We start from the raw sequence: 19637 nt of genomic DNA on the forward strand, positions 1-19637 counted from the left end.
AGCCGCCTATGTGTGTAATTTGGGAGAGCATTATAAGTAAGGGGGAACATTTGTTGTGAGTGGGGCAATGTCTTGGCCTTTTTTGCGTTTGTATATTTTGGTGCTTCTCTACTTCAGTGCCAATGCCATTCTCAATGTGATTATTCCGTTGCAGGGAGCATTCCTTGGTGCGAGTAGTACGACCATCGGGCTGATTATGGGTGCGTATATGTTTACAACGATGTTTTTCAGACCGTGGGCAGGTAAAATTATTCAAAAGCACGGGCCGATCAAAATTCTGCGGATTATTCTGATCATCAATGGATTTGCGCTGATTCTCTACACGTTTACAGGACTTGGCGGTTATCTGATTGCACGTATTTTGCAAGGCGTATCGACGGCCTTTTTTTCCATGGCGCTACAGATTGGCATCATTGATGCGCTACCGGAGAAAGATCGCTCTCAGGGCATCTCCTATTATTCGCTGTTCAGTTATATTCCGGGCATTGTTGGCCCGGTGCTTGCTTTGGCTATTTGGCAGGCCGGAGGCATGGATTATTTTACAGTGGTGCTGATCGGGATCGCGGTCTGTACGGGGGTATTCGGATATACCGCCAGGATGGAACAAAATAAGGAAGAGCCGAAGTCTGCTGCAGATGTATTCTGGCAGAACGTGAGTATGTGGGAATCCTTCGGACAGCTGGTGAAAAATCCATTATTGTTCCGTTGCAGTGTGCTGATGCTGAGTGCATCGGTTGTATTTGGCGCGGTCACTACCTTTATTCCGCTGTATGCGAGTCAGATTCCAAGTGGCAATGCTGGCGTCTATTTGATGTTGCAGGCGGGTACAGTGGTGCTCGCTAGGATTGCACTCCGCAAACGGATTCCTTCGGACGGAAAGTGGCATTCACCATTTATCATGACCACGATGTTGTTGCTGGCTGTTTCGGCACAGTGTGTGAGCTTTTCCGTTACGGGCGGCATGATCTTCTTTTATTTGGGTGCTGTTCTGATGGGGATTGCTCAAGCGATTTTGTATCCGACACTTACAACTTATCTGTCCTTTGTTTTGCCTCAGATGAACCGTAATATACTCATGGGTTTGTTTATTGCGACAGCCGATTTGGGCATTTCGCTGGGCGGTGTGGTCATGGGGCCGATCGCTGACATCTCTTCCTATTCATTTATGTACATGATCTGTGCTATTCTAGGAGCGGTGATGATCGTTTTTGCCTATGAACGGCGTAAAGCGGCTACCGGAACCTCATGAGCTGACGGCCAGGGAACGTGGGTACGTGTTAGAGAAAGCAGGTATGAACGATTGAAATCTTCTATAACGACAACATCCAGTGGAAAATTAAACCCGGTATCGTTTTCCTTTATCGGGTTTTACATACTGGCTTTTTTATTTTTTGCGGCGAATGCGGCGTTGACTATTATTTTGCCTTTGCGAAGTGAAGCTGCCGGGTTAAACCAGGCTGAAATTGGTCTGATGATGGGCAGTTACATGTTTACCTGTATGCTGCTGCGGCCCTTTGCGGCACAGATGCTGGGCAAGCATGGGCCGCTTCGGGTCATGCGATGGCTACTGATGTTACATGCCGGAACGTTGCTACTGTTTATCGTGTCCGGGGTGGAAACGTACCTGTGGCTGCGGGCACTGCAGGGTGTGGCGACAGCATTTTTCTCGATGACGATGCAGGCGGGTATTGTGGAAAGGTTGGAAGATAAGGATCGTGCGCAAGGGCTGGCGATGTACACTCTGTTTACGATGGTGCCTTCGCTGGTCATTCCGATTCTGGCCGTGCAAATCTGGCAAAATGCCAGCGAGTTGGCTTTTACGCTGTTAATGATTGGATTGGCGGCACTGCCCCTGTTGCTTGGGTACAAAGTAGATTTGCCACAGAGCACGGTGCAGAACAAAACGTATACGCTGGGGGATATGCTGCGCTCGTTCAGCGGCATCTGGCGCAGTACACCACTGCTCGTTAGCAGTGTGGTGATGCTGTTTGCATCTTGTGTTTTTGGTGCGACAGCGACGTTTCTTCCGCTCTATATGGTATCGACAGGTAAGGCGAGTGCGGGTGTTTTTTTAACGATTCAGGGCCTTGTCGTGATCCTGTGCCGATTTATTTTGCGCAAAAAAATACCGTCAGATGGCAGCTGGAATACGTGGCTTATGGCAGGTCTGATGTTATCTGCGGCGCTTGGGACACAACTGCTCAGCCTGATGGATATGCTAGGGCCATTTGTGTATATTTCAGCAGTGTTTAGCGGATTCGCGCTGGCGTTGCTGTATCCGACCCTGACCACGTATTTGTCTTTTGTGCTGCCGGCGGATTCGAGATACGTGCTTATGGGCATATTTATGTCCTCGTATGACCTCGGTTTTTCGCTGGGCGGGCTGGCGATGGGCATTGTGGTGCAGATGAGCTCTTATTCAGCCATGTTTACGGTTTGTACGATGCTCTCTGTTGCAGCATTCATTGTGGTGGTGCTTTTCAGACAACGGATGGAAGCCGGGAATAAGTCTATTACTGCGTCAGTGAGTCAGTGAGTTGAGTTGGAAGACAGAAGGAAAGACAAGGGTAAGGTATGGATTTAGATAAAGGTACGGTAGAAGGTAAAGGAAGCAGTACAGGTCGCAAGCAATAGGGTTATACAAAAAGAGCTTGAGATGAAGAAATACTGGTAAAGAGTTACAGATGAATAGTTACAAATAAAGAGTTACAGGTAAAGCTTATGGGTTCTTCTGCGAAGCGCATCACGAATGCGAATGTGCAGGGGATTCATAAGCTTTTTTTTATTATTTTTTGCATGAGACACGAAAAAAGATTTGACAACGGCGCCAAGCAGGATTATATTCATTGTTGTTAATCGTAATAATTACTATTAAATGAAAAGTTCACTCATCAAGATGGACTTTACCTATAAGGAGAAGATCTGTATGACACAAAAGCAAATACCGGTGACCGTTCTTAGCGGTTACCTTGGGTCAGGCAAAACAACGGTTCTGAATCATGTGCTGCACAATCGCCAAGGGCTGAAAGTCGCTGTGATCGTGAACGACATGAGTGAGGTCAACATGGATGCGGCGATGGTAAAAGGAGAGGCAACGCTCTCTCGTACCGAAGAGAAACTAGTGGAAATGTCTAACGGATGCATCTGCTGCACCCTTCGTGATGATCTGATGCAGGAGATCGAAAAGCTGGTAAACGAAGGCAAGTATGACTACATCCTGATCGAGTCGACAGGCATTAGCGAACCTGTTCCGGTGGCACAGACATTTACGTATGCCGATGAAGAGACAGGTATTGATCTGACACGACTGGCGAAGCTGGATTGTCTAGTAACCGTTGTTGACGCTAACCGTTTCTGGCATGATTATGCCTCGGGACAAAGCTTGCTGGATCGAAACCAAGCGACTGGAGATGAGGATACTCGTGATGTGGTGGATTTGCTCATTGATCAGATTGAGACCTGTGATGTGTTGCTGCTGAACAAATGTGATCTCGTGGAAGAAGCGGAACTTTACAAACTGGAGGGCATTATCCGCAAGTTGCAGCCGAATGCAAAAATCATTCGTACGGTGAACGGACAGGTGAATCCGGTAGAGATTCTGAATACGGGACGGTTTGATTTTGAGAAAGTGAGTATGTCGGCTGGCTGGATTCAGGAGTTGGAAAAAGAGTCCCACACACCAGAGACTGAAGAATACGGTATCGGATCATTTGTGTACCGCCGCAGGAAGCCGTTTCATCCTTCCCGACTGGCTGAATTTATGAGCTACTGGCCGGAGGAGGTTGTGCGTGCCAAAGGGCTGGTATGGCTTGCCGCTGAAGGAGATGTGGCTGCCAGTCTGAGTCAGGCTGGGCCATCCATCCAGTTCGGGCCTGCCGGGCATTGGGTTGCCGCGCTGCCGGAAGTGGACAAGGAAGAGATTTTGAGGACAGAGCCTGAAGTGCTTGCAAAATGGGATGCCGAGTGGGGTGATCGCCAAACGGAATTGGTTATGATCGGCATAGATATGGAGCGTTCCATCATTGAGGATGAACTGGATCAATGTCTGCTCAGCGATGAAGAGATGCTGGCGGATTGGGGGCATTTTGACAACCCGTTGCCGTGGCCTATTGAAGCTGTGTAAGAGAGGCTTGAAGGTGTAAGGGAAGCAAGGCTATAGGAGCTATAAGTGATCTGGGCGTTACAGTAGGACAACCTTATGGAGTTAGTGGGCGGATATATATTTTTCATGAATCATCAAAAAAAATTTAATCTAACAAAGGAGCTGTGGAAGATGGCTAAAAAATCAAAGGTTGTGCGTGAGAAACAACGTCAGGCGGTCGTAGCGAAGTATGCGGATTTACGCCGGGCACTGAAGAAAAAAGGAGACTATGAGGCGCTGCAAAAGTTGCCCCGGAACGCTTCACCAACACGATTGAAAAGTCGTTGCGAGATCACTGGCCGTCCGCGTGGATATCTGCGCAAATTCAAAGTATCCCGGATCAAATTCCGTGAACTGGCTCATCAAGGTCAAATCCCGGGAGTTACCAAATCCAGCTGGTAAGCATTATCAGCGGAGTTCTTGATAAGGAGGTCTCTTCCATGTTGGATATGTTTACGCAGCGGCGAATTGTAGCCTTGATGAACGGTTATGTTCATGAGAAAGTACCAGCAGAGTTACGGACGATGGTGAAGTTAACCTACGAGATGCAGGAAAATGAGTTGATTCTCACCGAAGAGCGCCCTGCTGGACAACGATATCAGTGGGAGCGAATGCCGATTGCTCGCTTTTATTGGGAGGGAGACCAGTGGAAGGTATTTGCTAGCGATGATCAGCACAGCTGGAGTCCAGCGGATATGGTTGTGCCATGTTCCGACTTTGAGGATGTATTGGAGCAAGTGGAGCGAGATGACTCCGGGGTGTTTTGGCGTGAACGTGATTGAAAACATTATTGTGGTGCGTCTTGTGATAGAACTGAAATAACTAAAATAACTGGAGAAGCGTGCATTGGCTATATGAGGATCTAACGATCTCCAGGAATGCTATTCACCTCAAAAAAGCGGGTTTGAAATTCTAACGATCCGTAGAAGCGTTATTTTGCTAAAAATAGCGATTTTGGTGGGTTAATCGGTGATTTTCCACCAAATAAGCTCTCTGGTGATCGTTAGATTTTTCAAACTGCGATATGTGGCTAAATAAGCTCTCTGATGATCGTTAGCGTGAGGAGTGCAGGTGGAGAAGCAGTCATTTGTTGAAGAACAAACTTTGGGTGGAGTGGAGTACATCTCGCACACACTCCAAGCTACTCAACTCTCCCACAGCTAAGTCTCGTATAAAACCTCACCTGTGCGTGATACATCATATCCCTCGAACGCTCGCAACTCCTGTCTGAACTCGTGAGACTGGAGGATGTATAAAACGGATTCAATCCAGGCCTCGTTTCCCTGTTTTCTTACCATCACCAAGTCATAGCGCTCCTGAACGAGCGGAATGAAATCAACTTGACCGACAAGGCGAGCTGCCTTCTCAATGCCTACACCTACATCCGCTTCGCCGGAACTGACTTTGGCTGCCACGCCCATATGACTTGTTTCTTCCACATCATATCCGAGTAGTCCAGCAGCAGATATCCCGTGTAGCCGCAACTGCTCGTCCAGCAGCACTCGGGCACCAGAACCCTTTTCTCGATTCGCAAGGCGCAGGCCTGATTGATTTAGATCTGTCCAGCTGTTCAACTGACGAGGATTACCGCGTGGAACATACAGACCGGCAGGGCGGGACAATAGATTGACTACAACGTAAGACCAGCCTGTTAAAATCTTGCGAATATAAGGCAGATTATACTCTCCGGTGTCTCCGTCCAGCAGGTGGGTGCTAACCAGATCGGACTCCCCCCGATACATCGAGATCAGCCCATCCAGACTGCCCATAAAAGAGCGAAGCGGACGGATGTCCCGAGACTGCTTCTCGATATGACGCATCAGAATATCCAGACTGACATCCTGCCCCGTAATAACCAGATGACGTGACGTACCTGTACTGTTCTGAGCGGAGCTAGCGGTAGCACTATTGAACAAAGGTGAACCCGCTTGAGAGGGCGATACTCCCATGTTCTTAGATGCTGTTCCATGCGGAGATTCGCCTTGTCCGGAGACTAGGGGTGAACCAGAAGTTTGGCCAGGTTTCGGACCAGATAAAGTCGAAAGTTGCTCGGTTGTCATTCCCGGCAATGGATTTGGCTGCGCCTGTGCTGGCGACTGGAGCTGCTTCGAGCGACGTTTGTATGCTTCCAGATCGGTAGCATCTATGCGCATCTGTTTGCCTACACGGTAGGCGACCAGATCTCCCTTTTTGATCAGGTCATAGACCGTCAGTTTTGATATTTTAAGCAACTTGGCTATTTCTTCGGTAGTGTAGGATTGCTCCTCCGTCATTGATGAAGAACCTCCCTCTATAATATAAAGGCCGTAAAACCCTAAATATGTAATCCCAAATAAAAAGTCGTTTCTTGTACTATACCATTATATGAAGACACGCATAAACCTGAGAACGCACAGTGAAAAAGCTGTCATGATGTGTTGAACCTGAATTGTGATTAATATCACCTTTCTATTTTATTTGTTCTGTGTATAATTAGTTATAATCAATTATATCTATTTATAACTAAACATAATGATAAACATGAAATTTGGGGGAGAACCAATGAATAAAAGAATCGGATATGTACTTGGAAGCATGTCACTGGGGCTGGCGCTTGTGCTGGCTGGTTGTGGTGGAAACACAGAAGCGAATAAGCAAGATGCGGCATCTTCTGCAAATCAGCCAGCAGCCTCTGCACCAGCGGCATCCGGTGAGAATACAACGCCAGCAACGACAGAGCCACAGGAACTAGTTGAGCTGACGATATCCGCTGCAGCAAGTCTGACCGATGCAATGAAGGAGATCCAGACGAACTTTGAACAAGCCAATCCCAATATCACCCTGAGCTTTAACTTCGGGGCCTCGGGAGCATTGCAGCAACAGATCGAGCAGGGGGCACCGGCTGATCTTTTTGTATCTGCGTCTGCGAAAAATATGAAGGCATTAGTTGATGAGAATCTGATTGCATCAAACGACCAGAAGAACCTGCTGCAAAATTCACTGGTAGCTATTGTACCTGCAGATGGGACAAGTACAGTGACCAGTGAGAAGGATCTGACAAGCGACGCCATCAAAACGGTAGCGATTGGTATTCCCGAAAGCGTACCTGCAGGTACTTATGCGAAGGAGGCTTTGACCAATGCGAAGCTGTGGGATCAGCTTGAGAACAAGTTTGTTCAAGGCAAAGACGTCAGACAAGTGCTTCAATATGTAGAAACAGGCAATGCAGATGCCGGATTCGTGTACAAAACAGATGCACTTACTTCCAAACAGGTGAAAATTGCATTTGAAGTAGACAAAACCAGCTACACACCTGCCAATTATCCGCTAGGCATCATTGAAGGCACGAAACATCGCACTGAAGCTGAACAATTTTATACTTATCTGCAAACACCTGAAGTATTAGAAATTTTTGCGAAATACGGCTTCTCCATACCGAAATGAATGTTAACGCGATAGATTGGTCTCTATTCTGGCCCCCGGTACGATTGTCCCTTCAGGTGGCACTGTTATCCAGTATTGTAGCGGTTGTAGTGGGTGTGGCGGTTGCCTGGAAAATGTCGCGTACTTCATTTCGCGGTAAAGTTTTTCTGGAGACGATCCTCATGCTTCCACTTGTGCTGCCTCCAACGGTGGTCGGATTTCTGCTTCTGGTTATTTTGGGACGCAGGAGCCTGCTCGGACGCTGGATTGAGGCGATCTTTTCGGCTCCTGTCATTTTTTCGTGGTGGGCAGCGGTCATTGCTTCTGTTGTGGTAGCCTTTCCACTCGTGTATCAAACGATGAAATCCGGTTTTAACGGGGTGGATCGAGATCTGGAGGATGCGGGCCGGTCAATCGGAGCAGGTGAATGGCAGGTGTTCCGCTACATTACGTTACCACTTGCAGGCAGAGCGTTGATGACAGCATTTATTCTGGGATTTGCCCGCGCGCTAGGGGAATTTGGTGCAACACTGATGATTGCAGGCAACATTCCTGGCAAAACTCAGACGGTGCCAACGGCCATTTATGTCGCTGTGGATTCAGGAAATCAGACGATGGCCTGGGCCTGGACGATATCGATCATCATCATCTCTTTCCTTATGTTACTGATGACGAGGCAGCAGCGCGACAGCAAAGCATCCTTTTAGTTCAAATCTAATCTAATATAGTGGAGCGACGTAACGGTCGTAACAGAATCGAATAACTTGCAAATAATCTGCAATATCTTGCAATAATCGGCAAAAGCATGTGAAACCCGCTTGGAGAATTTATTCTCGGATAGCGGGTTTTTATTATGAATCGGATGACATATGTCCTGAGGAGGATTGAAAATGATCATAACGGAAAAGTAAAGCCCTTTTCGGCGAAAAAAAACAAATTTTTTTCCAAAATTATGTCGTTCAGTACTCGCTTTCCGGGGGCTTGTTCCTGTAAAATAGGAGGTAACTGATTCCAGCCAAGCATTGAAATAAGGAGAGACGACGATGAAGACTAAACTTGATTGCGACATAACGTTGCAAATCGACGATTATCTGGATCTTTTGCATTTTGCTATCCAAATTCAAGATCAGGAATGGCGCCAGTCCCTTATCCAGCAACTCAAAATATTTCAAACGGCAACGGAGCAGCAACATACTCCTGAAGAAGAATTATGGATGAGATTTGATTATATCAATAGCAAATTGACAGGTCTGTGTCATCAAATCCATGCCGCTCACTCTCTGGATGAACGCAAGAAGTTTGAAGAACGTGTTGGCGTTTTGCAATTACAGCGGGTCGAAGTAGCTCGGAAAATCAAGTGGGCGAGTCGCAGGTAGAAGAATTGTTGAAACAACACGGATACAACATCCAACATTCTGCTTTAACAGACTTCAGGATAGATCATCAAACTCAACATTCTAATGCCACATCCAACTAGGAACACATCCAAGAACAAGGCCACTCTCCAGTGCAACACAGGAGAGTGGCTTTTTTGCTTATGAATAGACATTCACCCCTGGCAATTCCTCAGCCGTTGCTCTTTGGATTGGAGCTATGCAATTGAATGATACACAGGAACGATATAATTTAACGATATAGGCGCAAGCTGGAGTAACTGACGCTCCCGGCCCGGCATATGCTGTAGCAGGCAAGTGCTGATAGGCCGGGTTTTTCTATGGGTGAAGCAGGCCTTTAACCGAAAGGAGGAGCACCATGCAGAGCAAAATCGATGAGATCATTACCCATATCGCACATTCCCACCAGCAGATTGCACGGGTATTGGATGCCAAACGTCAGGTTGCTGTACGTATGTCGGAGATCATCCACCATTTGCCGGATAACGAGCCGGAACTGGATGGGATAGAAGGTTTACTGGACAGCTCGGGACAGATTAACAAAAGCATCATCTCCTACCTGGGCGGGCTTGCTGACCTGGAAGAAGCTGTGGCCGAGACGCTGACCCAGGTTATGCGGGAGATCGCGATACAAGAGGAAGAATAAGCCCGGAAGGCGGGTGATGAAACATGAGTAGAGAACAAAGCCTCATTCTGATGCTGGATGCTGCAGCCAAGATGCAGTGGAATATTGCGTTAATTTTAGAGGCCAAAGCCATTGAGGCGGAAAAGGTACGGAACTGGACGCTGAATCATCTGAATGGGGACAGCTTTTTGACCCATGGTGACCAGGTAGGGGAGCCCCTAAAAATGCATGAGCAACTGGTGGAGCTGCTGGAAGGGCTAACTCGTATGGAGACGGGACTATGTAACAACCTTAAAGCCGTGATGGTTCAGAGTGACAGCGAAGATAGCGGCGGAATGGATGGGGGCATGTTTGGCGGAATGGATCTCGGGGATATGGGAAAATGAGTCTGTTGCAGCGTGAGCAGGAGGTCAAACTGGCGCTCATCGAATCCATTGCCCATAGCCAGCAGGCGCTCGCCCGCATTCTGGACAGTGTAGCCAGTGTATCTTCTCATTCGGAAGTATCCGCCCGCAGTCTCGCGGAGAACATACGTCTGCTTAGTCGATATCAGGAAGAAATGTCTCGTATGGTCACGGGGATCAGGCTGACCCGAATTCGTCATGGGGAGCCAGGTCTGCCTTGGATCAAAGACCCCGGATGTATCATTCATACTGCCGGGAATTTACAGGAGGAATGCTGATATGTTAAAAAAGAAGACCAGGCTGAAATCCAAACGTGCATTATTAGCTCGGGGTGCCCGCTTGCGTAAAATCCGCAAGCTGCGTGCGCTGAAGTCCAAGCGTGTTGTTCACAAACGCACAGGCAAAGGACGTAGTGCGTGGCTGAAAAAAAAGAAACGTACGGTGCAGAGGCACCGGAACAAGAAACTCGTGCGACCTGTCGTCCCGGTTACCCCTACCGATCCAAACCCGGACAGCGCGTACAGCCAGGGGTACAACGAGGCGTACAACGAGGGATTCAACACAGGTTTCGCCAAGGGATTCGAGGACGGACACCAACTGGCGTACAAAGCGCAGTAGTAGATACAGCCGTTCAAGACACAGCCGTAAAGGACTAACATACAGATAGAAGTTATAGCCCGGAGGGACAGTTCCCTCCGGGCTATTTGCATTGACCACAGGAGCGGACATGCCCGTGCAGGCGAATATGGAGGGCAGACGCCAATTTTGAGCCCGGCAGGACACCCGTCCATGATGCATCTGACCCCGAGGCATATCCTTTAGAGGGAAGACCAATCTCGTGGAGAGTCAGGATTAAGATCTCCTTGAAGGAAGACAGGGTGAAGAAATGTGGCAAAACGAAGACACCGCCCGCTGACTGAAGCGGAGGCGGCCTACCGCGGCGGATATGCAGAAGGCCGCAGGTTTGGCGGCTGTCAAGCCATCATGGAGCGGGTACAGAAGTTTGAACCGACACTGCGGGATATGAAGGTGCTGTATATCCCGCAAGGATTCGATGCCATTGATCAAGGTGTCATTCTGGCACTGCAGCAGTCGGTTCGAGAATGCGTTGTTGGATCGCCAGCAGCGATGTTGCAGGAAGCCGGTCAGCACCGGCCTGATGTTGTTTTGGTCATGAACGGTCTGCATGTGTTTCCCGAGAATCATCTGGAGCAGGTGAGGGGAATACGTGAACTGGCGATTCGGACGGCGGTATGGTTTGTTGATGATCCCTATTTCACAGAGGATACTGCGATCATCTGTCAGCATTACGACATCGTGTTTACCCATGAAGAGGCAGCCGTGCCCTTCTACAAAGAAAAAGGAGCGCAGTGTGTAATCTACATGCCGCTTGCTGTAAATCCCGGCATGTTTCATCCACGCCGCACAGAGCCTCAGTATCAGTACGATATCTGCTTTATTGGTACAGGGTTCTGGAACCGGATTGATCTGTTCAATCAGCTCGCTCCGTACCTTGCAGACAAAAAGGTATTCATTGCCGGAAGCCAGTGGAATCGTCTGGCACGGCTCGATGTACTGGGACAGTTCATTCACGAAGGGTGGATCGACCCGGGTGCAACGGTCGATTATTACAATGGCGCCAAAATCGTCATTAATGTACACCGAACCTGTGAGAACGGTGAGGATAATCGCAACACCCATCAACTGTTGGGAAATTCGATCAATCCGCGCACATATGAGATCGGTGCGTGCGGCACGATGCAGATTACCGATACTCGCGGAGATCTGCCCCGTTATTATCAGCCAGGGTATGACATCGAGACATTTAGCACAGCGGCAGAGTTGCAGCGCAAGATCCAATATTATCTGCATCATGAAGATGAACGTCGTGCAATCGCTTGGCGAGGTCTGCTCACTACCATGAATCGTCATACGTTTAACCGCCGCATTACCGAGTTGTTAGGACATCTGTAGTTTCCCTTATGTGGAAGGGCAGCTTCAGTAAGCACGTTATCCCAAATATAAAGGAGTGGCGGTATGTCTTTCAAACACCGTAAAACCAGAAAGGTTCATCAACCACCTGTAGTCAACCTGGCAGATCAGGCTCGTAAAAACGGGCAGCAGGCCGGATTTGATGCAGGTAAAGAAGAAGGGTATCTGCGTGGTCGCGCCAACTATATTGTGAATTGCGCCCAAGAGCCGCTGCCTTTCCGGCAACTTCACGTGCTATATGTTTCTTCGGGTAAGGGATTCCCATACTCTCCGCTGGATGAAGCGATTATGGCCACGCTACAGGGCATGGTTGCTCAGGTGACTCTGTCCGATCCGCGCCAGCCAGTATCGCAGGTTGCGCTGGAAACACGTCCTGATCTGGTGCTTGTGCTAGACGGCATGGATATCCCCGTTGAACACATCGATGCCATCCGTCAAGTGGGAATTCAGACGGCAATCTGGCTTACAGATGATCCGTATTATACCGACATGACTCTGGAAATTGTGAAGCATTATGACCATGTATTCACATTGGAACTGAATTGTGTAGAACTCTATCGCCAGCATGGCTGTGCGTCCGTGCATTATATGCCTTTTGCCGCCTTCACCAATCACTACTTCCCAATCACAACCCCTTCCCCGCTTAAACGGGATGTCAGCTTTATCGGCTCGGCATACTGGAACCGCGTGTACTTCTTTAATCCAATCATGCCGCAGCTTATGTCGCACAATACCGTTTTTAACGGCATCTGGTGGGATCGTCTGCCTGACTATACAGCCTATGGTGAGAAAATCGAGCTTGGCCGCTGGATGAGTCCTCAAGAAACGAATGACGTGTACAACGGCACCAAAATCGTGATCAATCTGCATCGCTCCCATGAGGACGATTCAGTCAACAATAACCAGATCAAAATTTCGCCAGCCTCACCGAATCCGAGAACATTTGAAATTGCAGCGAGCACAACACTGCAGCTGACCGATGCACGCGACGACCTGGCCCGTTTCTATAAACCAGGGGTAGAGATCGAAACCTATTCTTCACCGCAGGAGATGCTTGAGAAGGTAGAATATTACCTCGCACATGAGAAGGAACGGCGCGAGATTGCCCTGCGAGGACTTGAACGGACGTTGAAAGATCACACGTATGGCAGAAGAATCAATGCATTGTTAAGCATTATATTCCCTTAATCTCGGCCAGGAGGAGGTGTGCACAGTACCCTGTATCAGCATGTCTGTTGTATACGGGGTCCGTGTGCGGCCATGGCAATGAAACCAAAACTGATGCTGTTTTCCCATGTGTGCAATACCCGGAGTATTACAGGGGCGGAGAAACTTCTGCTTCATTTCATGAGAGAGATTGGTACGATCTTTGAATGTGTGCTTGTAGCGCCGCAGGAAGGGAAACTCACCGGACTTGCACGAAGATTTGGCATCCAGGTTCACATCTGTAATTTGCCGATGCTTCACGGTGTGTATACCCCTTATCAGGGAATTGCGCAAGATGCAGAACATCTGCGGCATACCCCGGCATTTCAGGATGCGCTTTGGCTGATTCGAAGTCACGAGCCCGATATGATTCTAACGAATACTTGCGTGAATGTGATGCCTGCTGTGGCAGCAAAATCACTGGGAATTCCGGTCATCTGGAAAATTACCGAGATTATTCAGACGAATGAACACACAGCCGAAGCGATCCAGATGATTGGCCGGTATGCGGACTGGATTATCGGGATTTCCGAGACGGCAGCGTTACCGTTCAAAGAGGCAGGCATGAGTGACAGGGTGACCATTATTCCCCCGACATGGGAGCCTTCCCTGCCTGCACCGGATCGCTGGCTTCATCTGCGTGAACGCAAACGCACGGAGCTTGGATTCAAATCTTCGCATACCTGTATCGGTTATATTTCTTCCTTCATATATGATGCTAAAGGTTTGAAACCCTTTGTAGATATGGCACTAAAACTGTGTGAGACCCATCCGCGCTGCCGCTTCTGGATCATTGGCACACCGTCGGACAAAAAGTATTACGACGAATGTGTGTACCGAGTGAAACGATCCGGGTATGCAAGGCGCTTCATTTTTACCCCGTTTGAGGAAAATATATCTCTGGCCTACTCCGCGATGGATATCGTGGTCATCCCCAGCATGGTAAAAGAGGGATTTGGCATGACTGCGCTGGAGGGGCTGTACTTTGCCAAACCAGTCATCGCTTTTGACCAAGGCGGTCTCAGTGAATTGATGGAATCGGTAGGCAGCGGTGCATTTCTGGCTCCACCAGGGGATAGTGAGGGACTCGTTACACTGGCGATGACGCTGCTGAATGATTCGGAGCTTGCTTCCGATACCGGATGGCGTAACCGGACAGAAGCGGAAAAGCTGTACGGAATCGAAACCTACCGAGTGAAGTTGCATACGATGGTCACACAGTGGTTATTGCGTTTTCCCGGATGGTTCACCTATATCCAGCCACCGAGCGGTCCCGTCATGACATGGGGAGAAGGCGGGCTGCGTACAGTACTGGTTCCTGATCCAGCTCTTATACGGACATTGTTATTTCCAGAGAGCGTTATACAGCTCCTTCCCCGCTCTTCGTTGCCGCCAGTAACCGTGACACAGCAGGGTGAGGGAGCCGGGAAACCCCGCGAGGAACATCAACGGAATGAACCGAAAATCCGTGGGAGAAAACGTCGCCGCAAGAGAGGAGCTCCTACTTCTCGCCGCAAGCTCAAAGAGCTGAAACGGACGCTCCGAACCGGGAAGAAGAGCCGTACGGCTCGTAAAGTGAAAAGCCGGCATGCATCTGCCACGAAGTTGTCCAAATTGTCTACCCGCAGGCGCTCCTCCAGGAGCAAGAGACGCAGCCGGACGGTACGCAAAGGTTCCAATACACGATAAGAGAGACGGTTTTTAATATAAGTTAGGAGGCAGGGATGACGATGAAGATCATGACGGTGCTGGGCACGAGACCTGAGATTATTCGGCTCAGCCTGATCATTTCCAAGCTGGACCAGTACGCGTCCAAACATATTCTGGTACACACGGGACAGAACTTCACAGAGAGTCTCAGCGGTCTTTTTTTCAAGGAAATGGGTCTGCGTGCCCCGGATTACGTTCTTCAGGATGAAGCCGCCTCATTGGGGCGACAACTGTCCTCCATGTTTACACAGATGGAATACTTGATCCTGCAGGAGAAGCCTGACAAGGTGCTCTTGCTCGGAGACACGAACAGTGCTTTGTGTGCCGTTCTTGCTGAACGTATGGGCATTCCTGTTATTCATATGGAGGCGGGGAATCGCTGCTTCGATCTGGATGTGCCGGAGGAAAAAAACCGCCGCGTTATTGATGCGATCTCCACCATTAATATGCCGTACACCGAACAGAGCAAGAAACATCTCGTCAGTGAAGGTGTGCCCAGCCGCCGTATTGTGCTTACGGGCAACCCGATCTACGAGGTGATGGAACATTACAGCGCACAGGTCAATGCCAGCAAAATTTTGAAAAAGCTCAAACTGAAGCCCGGACACTATTTTCTCGTCACCGCTCATCGGGCTGAAAACGTGGATCATCCCCCTCATCTGCTGGAGATCATGAAAGGGCTGAATCAGGTTGCAGAGGAGCATGGGCAACGTGTGATCTGTAGCATTCATCCGCGGACGGCGATTCGGATTGCTGAGCATCTTCAATTGGAGATGCATCCGCTGGTGGAATTCCATGAGCCGTTTGGATTTTTCGACTTTGTCATGCTGGAACGGCATGCACACTGTGCACTCACAGACAGCGGAACGGTTCAAGAAGAGTGTTGCATCATGGGGGTGCCCACCGTAACGATGCGCCGTACGACAGAACGTCCGGAAACGGTGGACTGCGGCAGTAATGTGGTCTCCGGCCTGGATGCGGCTCGAATTGCGGATTGTGTGAGCGTGATGACAAAGCTGCCGAATGATTGGGATTGTCCGCAAGGTTACAAGGCAACAGATGTATCCAGTAAAGTGGTCAAATTTCTGCTTGGAGGGAAAATCCATGTTTGAAAATAAGCGTATACTCGTGACTGGCGGTACGGGATCATGGGGGTATGAGCTTGTCGCTCAACTGTTGCCCCGGCAGCCAAAAGAAATTATTGTGTACTCCCGCAACGAGTCCAGCCAGGTAGCTATGAGCCGTGATTTCGAAGACTCGCGCCTTCATTTCCGCATTGGCGATATTCGTGACAAGGACGCCTTGACGACAGCTTGCCAGCATGTGGACTATGTTTTCCATCTGGCTGCACTCAAGCATGTACCGGTATGTGAAGACCAGCCATATGAAGCACTCAAAACAAACGTGATCGGCACACAGAATGTTATTGAAGCGGCGATTGAAAATAAAGTGAAGAAAGTCATTTATATTTCGACCGACAAAGCGGCCAATCCGTCAAACTTTTACGGAATGACCAAGGCAATCGGCGAAAAATTGATTGTTTATGCGAACCTGCTGCACAGTGATACCAAGTTTGTCACGGTACGGGGCGGCAATGTGCTCGGCACCAACGGCAGTGTTGTGCATCTGTTCAAAAACCAGATTCGCCAAAAAGGTCAGGTATCCATTACGGATATGGGCATGACCCGGTTTTTCCTTACGCTGAAGGATGCAATTACATTGTTGTTCAAAGCTTCGGTGGAAAGTGTTGGCGGAGAGATCTTTGTCATGACGATGCCAACGTGCAAGATTGTTGATCTTGCCGAAGTGCTGATTGAGGATTCCGGTGTGGAAAACGTAGCGATTGTGGAACGTGGTGTTCGTCCGGGCGAGAAAATCCATGAAATACTGATGAGTGAATTCGAGAGCATGACTACCGTTGTCTACGACGAACAGTATCTGGTGATTTTGCCTACTCTCGGCATTCCAGGGTTGCGGGAGCATTATACTAACTGCCCACCTGTGCCTTATAGCAGCTTTAGTTCCGAACATCAGCTGATGACGAAAGAGGAAATTCGTGAGATTCTGAAGCGCGGAGGGTTTCTGTCATGAAGCTGCTGATTCTTGGGGGGAACGGAATGGCCGGCCATATTCTGGTCAACTATTTCCGCCGTCAAGGTGTGCACAGCGTCTTCTATACCACCCGGGACGTGACTGACCCGAATGGTTTGATCCTGGATGTGAATGACAGTTTCATGGTCGACAGGCTTGTAGAAGCGGTGCACCCGGACGTCATCATTAATGCAGTTGGTGTGCTGAACAGCTTGGCAGATGAGGATAAAATTGGCGCTTACCATATCAACGGTTTTCTGCCGCATCGTCTGCGGCGGATGGCCGATTCCATCGGTGCACGTCTGATCCACATCAGCACAGATTGTGTGTTCAGCGGGGATCGTGGGGCATACCGGGAGGATGATGTGACAGACGGTACATCCTCCTATGCGATTACAAAGGCACTGGGTGAAGTACAGGATGAAGGACATCTGACCATTCGGACGTCCATTATTGGGCCTGAAATCCGGCAGGGTGGTATTGGTCTAATGCAGTGGTTTATGTCCAGCACAGGTGAGGTCGGCGGGTACACGCGTGTCTTCTGGAATGGCGTAACCACACTAGAGCTTGCCAAATGGGTAGACCACTATCTGGATTCTCCAGTCAGTGGCCTGATCCATCTTGCTCATCCCGCGCCGGTCAGCAAACATGATCTGCTTGTGCTATTCCAGCAGGTCTGGAACAAGCAGGATGTGAAGATTGTACCGGATGATAGCATGGTGCAGGATCGCACGCTGGTATCCACCCGTGAGGATGTGAAGACAGACCTGCCGGACTATTCAACTATGCTGAAGGAGCTGGCATTATGGATGGAGCAGAGCTGACGGGTAAAAAAGTACTGATTACAGGCGCCTCCGGTTTTACCGGGCGACATGCTGTAACTTATTTTCAAAGCATCGGAGCGAAGGTTGCAGCGGTCGTCCGGAGACCGGATGCATATTCCTTTGGTGAAAACGTAGGTGTATATGTCTGTGATCTGAATAATAAACATCAAGTCCGCGACATGATTAAGCAGATTCAGCCAGACTACGTATTACATCTTGCTGGCAAAAACTCGGTGCCAGATTCATGGGCCGATCCGCTGCTCGTGCTTGAAACCAACGTCATGGCAGTGTTATATCTGCTGGACGCATTACGTAGTTGTCCAGAGGCTCGCACCGTAATTGTGGGATCAAGGCTAAAATATACCCCGGAGCCTGGACGTATCCCTCAGCCGCCTCATCCTTACAGCTTGAGTAAAGCGCTGGAAGAGATGGTGTCCCTGTCGTGGATGTCTCTATTCGGTCAGCAGATTATGCTGGCCGAACCGGGGAATCTGATCGGAGCCGGGCCATCCACAGGCATCTGCTCTCTACTCGCCCGTCATGTAGCTACCTGTGAGCAGGCGGGTAAAACGGAAGCGTTCCGCCTGTCCGGGCGGGATAACACACGTGATTTTCTGGATGTACGGGATGCGGTCCGGGCGTATGCGGCCTTACTACTGCATGGCACAAGCGGTACAGTGTATCCGGTGGTGTCCGGGGTGGAGCGTAGCTTGGGTGAGATCGCCGATCTGCTATTGTCCATGACAGAAGCAGACGTACCGATCCGCTGGGATGGCGCTTCATCCGGGCCGGATGGAGCAGGGGAGCAGGAGGAAGTGTCGGAACTGCGCAAGCTGGGCTGGCAGCCGCAGATCCCGTTTGAGGCTTCACTCCGGGATATTTTGAGTGATGTTCGTGCCCAGCAAGGGAGGACGACAGGATGATTCCGCGAGTATCCATTGTGATTCCGTTCTACAATTGCCCATACGTGCCGATGGCGATCCAGAGTGCGCTGGATCAAACCTATCCTGAGGTGGAGATCATTGTCGTCAACGACGGCTCCACAAGGCATGCGGAGCTGCTCCAGCCTTATCTGCCGCATATTAACGTACTTGGCAAAAGCAACGGGGGAACTGCTTCCGCACTGAATCATGGTATTCGGCATGCCTCGGGTGATTATGTGGCCTGGCTGAGTTCAGATGATTTCTTTTACCCTGACAAAATTCGGTACCAGCTTGAATTCATGCAACGTGAAAATGTGCTGGTGTCCCATACGAATTTTCATTATATCAATGAACATTCGGCGGTTACCAAAATGCATGGCGGGCCAGAGCCGATGTCCGAACTGGATTGTCTGCGCCGGTTTAATGGTGGTAATCCGGTCAATGGATGCACGGTCATGATTCGTAAGGATCTGTTTAGCGGCGTGGGGTTGTTTGATGAGCTATTGCCTTATACACATGATCTGGATCTCTGGCTGCGAATACTGCTTAATGGTCATCGCTTCCCGTACCTGAATGAGCCGCTTACGGCGTATCGCTGGCATGGGGGGATGGGCTCGGTACGTCATGCGGACGTGATCGGCAGAGAAGCAGCCATGGTCTGGTCCAGGTACCGCGAACCGTTGCTGCAACGTATTGCTGCGCTTGGCGGGTAGCGAATGGGGCCGTTATTAAGCCGCGCTGCGTGCTGAATAGCGGCCTGTTTGGCGTAGCCTTTTACAAGGGGGATAAAGGGATAAGTAACCAGATGTATGTAATCAATAAGTTTTAATGTCAGAGGGTGCCGCTGCTCTGTAATCTAGTACAAAATGTACGTTCATCATACCGCAAATGCCCGATACCGCTGCTTGGAAGCCTCATATACTGG

Annotated in this window: 21 protein-coding genes; 20 read left to right on the forward strand and 1 reads right to left on the reverse strand. The window is 49.5% G+C overall.

The annotated features are described in order from the left end of the window. Positions 1 to 55 precede the first annotated feature (55 nt). The 5 genes from cntE (ACR8BL_RS22510) (at position 56) to ACR8BL_RS22530 (ending at position 4923) form a co-directional block, all read left to right on the forward strand. Complete coding sequence (gene cntE, locus ACR8BL_RS22510) at positions 56 to 1249, forward strand: staphylopine family metallophore export MFS transporter CntE (protein ID WP_434749609.1); 1194 nt, start codon at positions 56 to 58, stop codon at positions 1247 to 1249. 51 nt (positions 1250 to 1300) lie between these two features. Then, complete coding sequence (gene cntE, locus ACR8BL_RS22515) at positions 1301 to 2536, forward strand: staphylopine family metallophore export MFS transporter CntE (RefSeq protein WP_434749610.1); 1236 nt, start codon at positions 1301 to 1303, stop codon at positions 2534 to 2536. Positions 2537 to 2926: 390 nt separating this feature from the next. Next, positions 2927 to 4123: a GTP-binding protein gene (locus ACR8BL_RS22520; protein ID WP_434749611.1), complete on the forward strand. Its 1197-nt coding sequence runs from the start codon at positions 2927 to 2929 to the stop codon at positions 4121 to 4123. A gap of 150 nt (positions 4124 to 4273) precedes the next feature. Continuing rightward, entirely contained in the window at positions 4274 to 4543 is a 270-nt protein-coding gene (gene rpsN, locus ACR8BL_RS22525) for a 30S ribosomal protein S14 (RefSeq protein WP_434749612.1), read from the forward strand. Between the two features lie 38 nt (positions 4544 to 4581). After that, positions 4582 to 4923: a DUF3024 domain-containing protein gene (locus tag ACR8BL_RS22530; RefSeq protein WP_434749613.1), complete on the forward strand. Its 342-nt coding sequence runs from the start codon at positions 4582 to 4584 to the stop codon at positions 4921 to 4923. Positions 4924 to 5301: 378 nt separating this feature from the next. Here ACR8BL_RS22530 and ACR8BL_RS22535 read toward each other — a convergent pair whose 3' ends face one another. Further along, positions 5302 to 6414: a substrate-binding domain-containing protein gene (locus ACR8BL_RS22535; protein ID WP_434749614.1), complete on the reverse strand. Its 1113-nt coding sequence runs from the start codon at positions 6412 to 6414 to the stop codon at positions 5302 to 5304. Between the two features lie 268 nt (positions 6415 to 6682). Between ACR8BL_RS22535 and modA the strand changes: the two genes are divergently transcribed. The 15 genes from modA (at position 6683) to ACR8BL_RS22610 (ending at position 19425) form a co-directional block, all read left to right on the forward strand. Further along, complete coding sequence (modA, locus tag ACR8BL_RS22540; RefSeq protein ID WP_434749615.1) at positions 6683 to 7564, forward strand: molybdate ABC transporter substrate-binding protein; 882 nt, start codon at positions 6683 to 6685, stop codon at positions 7562 to 7564. After that, complete coding sequence (gene modB, locus ACR8BL_RS22545) at positions 7561 to 8250, forward strand: molybdate ABC transporter permease subunit (protein WP_434749616.1); 690 nt, start codon at positions 7561 to 7563, stop codon at positions 8248 to 8250. The genes modA and modB overlap by 4 nt, the downstream gene beginning before the upstream one ends. A gap of 336 nt (positions 8251 to 8586) precedes the next feature. Then, the gene (locus ACR8BL_RS22550; protein WP_434749617.1) at positions 8587 to 8919 is read left to right on the forward strand and encodes a hypothetical protein; all 333 of its coding nucleotides are present in this window, start codon (positions 8587 to 8589) and stop codon (positions 8917 to 8919) included. 376 nt (positions 8920 to 9295) lie between these two features. Further along, entirely contained in the window at positions 9296 to 9583 is a 288-nt protein-coding gene (locus ACR8BL_RS22555; protein WP_434749618.1) for a nucleoside-diphosphate sugar epimerase, read from the forward strand. Positions 9584 to 9606: 23 nt separating this feature from the next. Continuing rightward, positions 9607 to 9948 (forward strand): restriction endonuclease subunit S, encoded by a 342-nt coding sequence (locus ACR8BL_RS22560; protein ID WP_434749619.1) that lies wholly within the window; start codon positions 9607 to 9609, stop codon positions 9946 to 9948. Further along, positions 9945 to 10244, forward strand: coding sequence for a hypothetical protein (locus ACR8BL_RS22565; RefSeq protein ID WP_434749620.1), 300 nt, complete (start codon positions 9945 to 9947; stop codon positions 10242 to 10244). Before ACR8BL_RS22560 ends, ACR8BL_RS22565 begins: the two co-directional genes overlap by 4 nt. A gap of 1 nt (position 10245) precedes the next feature. Further along, entirely contained in the window at positions 10246 to 10584 is a 339-nt protein-coding gene (locus ACR8BL_RS22570; protein WP_434749621.1) for a hypothetical protein, read from the forward strand. A gap of 270 nt (positions 10585 to 10854) precedes the next feature. Next, the gene (locus ACR8BL_RS22575) at positions 10855 to 11940 is read left to right on the forward strand and encodes a CgeB family protein (RefSeq protein WP_434749622.1); all 1086 of its coding nucleotides are present in this window, start codon (positions 10855 to 10857) and stop codon (positions 11938 to 11940) included. Positions 11941 to 12003: 63 nt separating this feature from the next. Further along, entirely contained in the window at positions 12004 to 13146 is a 1143-nt protein-coding gene (locus ACR8BL_RS22580) for a CgeB family protein (protein ID WP_434749623.1), read from the forward strand. Positions 13147 to 13224: 78 nt separating this feature from the next. After that, entirely contained in the window at positions 13225 to 14853 is a 1629-nt protein-coding gene (locus ACR8BL_RS22585) for a glycosyltransferase family 4 protein (RefSeq protein WP_434756442.1), read from the forward strand. Between the two features lie 41 nt (positions 14854 to 14894). After that, positions 14895 to 15986 (forward strand): non-hydrolyzing UDP-N-acetylglucosamine 2-epimerase, encoded by a 1092-nt coding sequence (wecB, locus tag ACR8BL_RS22590; RefSeq protein WP_434753213.1) that lies wholly within the window; start codon positions 14895 to 14897, stop codon positions 15984 to 15986. Continuing rightward, complete coding sequence (locus ACR8BL_RS22595; protein ID WP_434749625.1) at positions 15979 to 16965, forward strand: polysaccharide biosynthesis protein; 987 nt, start codon at positions 15979 to 15981, stop codon at positions 16963 to 16965. The genes wecB and ACR8BL_RS22595 overlap by 8 nt, the downstream gene beginning before the upstream one ends. Further along, positions 16962 to 17789, forward strand: a complete 828-nt coding sequence (locus ACR8BL_RS22600) for a dTDP-4-dehydrorhamnose reductase family protein (RefSeq protein WP_434749626.1) — start codon at positions 16962 to 16964, stop codon at positions 17787 to 17789. The genes ACR8BL_RS22595 and ACR8BL_RS22600 overlap by 4 nt, the downstream gene beginning before the upstream one ends. Next, positions 17771 to 18712 (forward strand): NAD-dependent epimerase/dehydratase family protein, encoded by a 942-nt coding sequence (locus ACR8BL_RS22605; protein WP_434749627.1) that lies wholly within the window; start codon positions 17771 to 17773, stop codon positions 18710 to 18712. Before ACR8BL_RS22600 ends, ACR8BL_RS22605 begins: the two co-directional genes overlap by 19 nt. After that, entirely contained in the window at positions 18709 to 19425 is a 717-nt protein-coding gene (locus ACR8BL_RS22610) for a glycosyltransferase (RefSeq protein WP_434749628.1), read from the forward strand. The genes ACR8BL_RS22605 and ACR8BL_RS22610 overlap by 4 nt, the downstream gene beginning before the upstream one ends. Positions 19426 to 19637: the final 212 nt, after the last annotated feature.

Source organism: Paenibacillus amylolyticus (assembly GCF_051136285.1).
GTDB lineage: Bacteria > Bacillota > Bacilli > Paenibacillales > Paenibacillaceae > Paenibacillus > Paenibacillus amylolyticus_F.

Excerpts from the sequence above, each read along its gene's own strand:
- ACR8BL_RS22535 (WP_434749614.1), bottom strand. The coding sequence starts at position 6,414 with ATGACGGAGGAGCAATCCTACACTACCGAAGAAATAGCCAAGTTGCTT.
- ACR8BL_RS22580 (WP_434749623.1), top strand. The coding sequence starts at position 12,004 with ATGTCTTTCAAACACCGTAAAACCAGAAAGGTTCATCAACCACCTGTA.
- ACR8BL_RS22570 (WP_434749621.1), top strand. The coding sequence starts at position 10,246 with ATGTTAAAAAAGAAGACCAGGCTGAAATCCAAACGTGCATTATTAGCT.
- ACR8BL_RS22595 (WP_434749625.1), top strand. The coding sequence starts at position 15,979 with ATGTTTGAAAATAAGCGTATACTCGTGACTGGCGGTACGGGATCATGG.
- ACR8BL_RS22605 (WP_434749627.1), top strand. The coding sequence starts at position 17,771 with ATGGATGGAGCAGAGCTGACGGGTAAAAAAGTACTGATTACAGGCGCC.
- ACR8BL_RS22600 (WP_434749626.1), top strand. The coding sequence starts at position 16,962 with ATGAAGCTGCTGATTCTTGGGGGGAACGGAATGGCCGGCCATATTCTG.
- modA (WP_434749615.1), top strand. The coding sequence starts at position 6,683 with ATGAATAAAAGAATCGGATATGTACTTGGAAGCATGTCACTGGGGCTG.
- ACR8BL_RS22585 (WP_434756442.1), top strand. The coding sequence starts at position 13,225 with ATGAAACCAAAACTGATGCTGTTTTCCCATGTGTGCAATACCCGGAGT.
- modB (WP_434749616.1), top strand. The coding sequence starts at position 7,561 with ATGAATGTTAACGCGATAGATTGGTCTCTATTCTGGCCCCCGGTACGA.
- ACR8BL_RS22530 (WP_434749613.1), top strand. The coding sequence starts at position 4,582 with ATGTTGGATATGTTTACGCAGCGGCGAATTGTAGCCTTGATGAACGGT.
- wecB (WP_434753213.1), top strand. The coding sequence starts at position 14,895 with ATGAAGATCATGACGGTGCTGGGCACGAGACCTGAGATTATTCGGCTC.
- ACR8BL_RS22565 (WP_434749620.1), top strand. The coding sequence starts at position 9,945 with ATGAGTCTGTTGCAGCGTGAGCAGGAGGTCAAACTGGCGCTCATCGAA.
- ACR8BL_RS22560 (WP_434749619.1), top strand. The coding sequence starts at position 9,607 with ATGAGTAGAGAACAAAGCCTCATTCTGATGCTGGATGCTGCAGCCAAG.
- rpsN (WP_434749612.1), top strand. The coding sequence starts at position 4,274 with ATGGCTAAAAAATCAAAGGTTGTGCGTGAGAAACAACGTCAGGCGGTC.
- ACR8BL_RS22610 (WP_434749628.1), top strand. The coding sequence starts at position 18,709 with ATGATTCCGCGAGTATCCATTGTGATTCCGTTCTACAATTGCCCATAC.
- ACR8BL_RS22555 (WP_434749618.1), top strand. The coding sequence starts at position 9,296 with ATGCAGAGCAAAATCGATGAGATCATTACCCATATCGCACATTCCCAC.
- ACR8BL_RS22520 (WP_434749611.1), top strand. The coding sequence starts at position 2,927 with ATGACACAAAAGCAAATACCGGTGACCGTTCTTAGCGGTTACCTTGGG.
- ACR8BL_RS22550 (WP_434749617.1), top strand. The coding sequence starts at position 8,587 with ATGAAGACTAAACTTGATTGCGACATAACGTTGCAAATCGACGATTAT.